The following is a 1,538-nucleotide window of genomic DNA, read 5'->3' on the forward strand; positions in this document are numbered from 1 at the left end:
CAAAATCTCTGGTGGTAAATCTTCTGGTTTTTACTTTGTTGCCAGTTGTACTCGCTTCAGGTTTTCGTCACAGTTCAACCATTTTACGGGCTTACGCAGCTAACAAAAACTTCAAGCGGACGCCTSCGGCGCCGCTTAAGTTGGCGTTAGGTTCACCACATAGCAGAGAGTAAAATGTTAGAAACGATTATATGTGGAATAATTAGTGTTAACTGGCTTGAAGTAATTAAATTGTTGATACCAATTTCTACTCCAGTCATTGCTTACTTGGCTTTACAAACATGGAAGCTTCAGTTAAGAGCCAAAAATAAAATTATTTTACTTGATGAGCTTACTGTTTCTATACATGAATTTCTAATGCATCTTTCTGCTCCTATTGCTTGCCTGAAGTATGTTCAGATTTCATTTGAAAGCTATATTCCCATTAGCAGCAAAGATAAACGGCAAGGTGCAATTAACTTTATTATGCAAGATGGCGCTGCAAGTTCTGAAAAATTTATTGAATCTTTAGAAAAATGTGTACCTAGTTTTAATAATATAAGAATGCTCAGCACCAAGGGGCAAGTTTTAGGATTTGAAAACTATAATGATTGTTTTATATCATGCGCTCAAATTACTAGGCAATATGAGAGACTTCAATCTATTGCCTACTTTATTAGGCAAAGAAATCTTAACTGGGGAAATCAAAAAGTTCTGGATAATCTAGATCTTATGATTGAAATGAAATCAGAAGAAATGCAAGAAATTTTAGATACATACAACAAAATGTATTTGGTGTTTTTGGAAAAGAACTACACAGAAATATACAAGTGAACCTAACAAAAAATTCCAGGGGACGCCTACGGCGCCCCTGAATTTGGCGTTATGTGTATCTCAGAGTCAGAACCAAAATATAATAATAAAGGAAATAGTAATGCTTAATAAAACAATGTATAAAAAATGGGCTGCTCATATTTATGCGTGCATATTTATTATGGGTTCAATTTTTGGAGCCATTATCTTCTATAACACAATTCATTGATCAACATTCAAACATAATTAATTCTAGGTAGAGTTGATATCATGAATCAGAACAGCATTAATACATTTGTCCGAGCAAAGCATCAGCAAAAACTATCAAAAGTAATTACCCTATTATCCATAGTTATCATCCTATTCTATATAGGAACACTATTTCTTTCATTTCATATCGATAATATTGAAGTCTTAGTAATGGGTTTCTTTGTTTTTTCAATCTTAGCAAATTCAGATATTCCTAAATATAGTTTTCTAGTGAATAAGAACGAGCTACTGAATATTATTGAAGAAGAAATCAATAGTGATGCTGAAGCTATAGAGCTACTCTCTAAAGAGCTAAATAAATAGCTTCTATATTAAAAATACACATAACAAAAAAATCAAGTTCGTTCCGCTGCGCTCCACCGGACGCCTACGGCGCCGCTTATTTTGGCGTTAGCTGCTGTGTTTCTACCAGAGTTGTAAACCTGATAGTTTTTCAGCGTTGGAGGTTTTTTTGTTCTGTTCTATCAAAAAGTTCA

Annotated in this window: 2 protein-coding genes; both read left to right on the plus strand. The window is 33.8% G+C overall.

All coding sequences use genetic code 11. From position 1 onward, the window contains the following. The first annotated feature begins 174 nt into the window (after window positions 1–174). Window positions 175–813 carry a hypothetical protein gene (locus AKL11_RS23870; RefSeq protein WP_067522814.1) on the plus strand — a complete coding sequence of 213 codons (639 nt, stop codon included), beginning with the start codon at window positions 175–177 and terminating at the stop codon, window positions 811–813. A 249-nt stretch (window positions 814–1,062) separates the two neighbouring features. Continuing rightward, window positions 1,063–1,365 carry a hypothetical protein gene (locus tag AKL11_RS23875; protein WP_067522817.1) on the plus strand — a complete coding sequence of 101 codons (303 nt, stop codon included), beginning with the start codon at window positions 1,063–1,065 and terminating at the stop codon, window positions 1,363–1,365. The last annotated feature ends 173 nt before the right edge of the window (window positions 1,366–1,538 follow it).

This window comes from Endozoicomonas ascidiicola, from assembly GCF_001646945.1.
GTDB lineage: Bacteria > Pseudomonadota > Gammaproteobacteria > Pseudomonadales > Endozoicomonadaceae > Endozoicomonas > Endozoicomonas ascidiicola.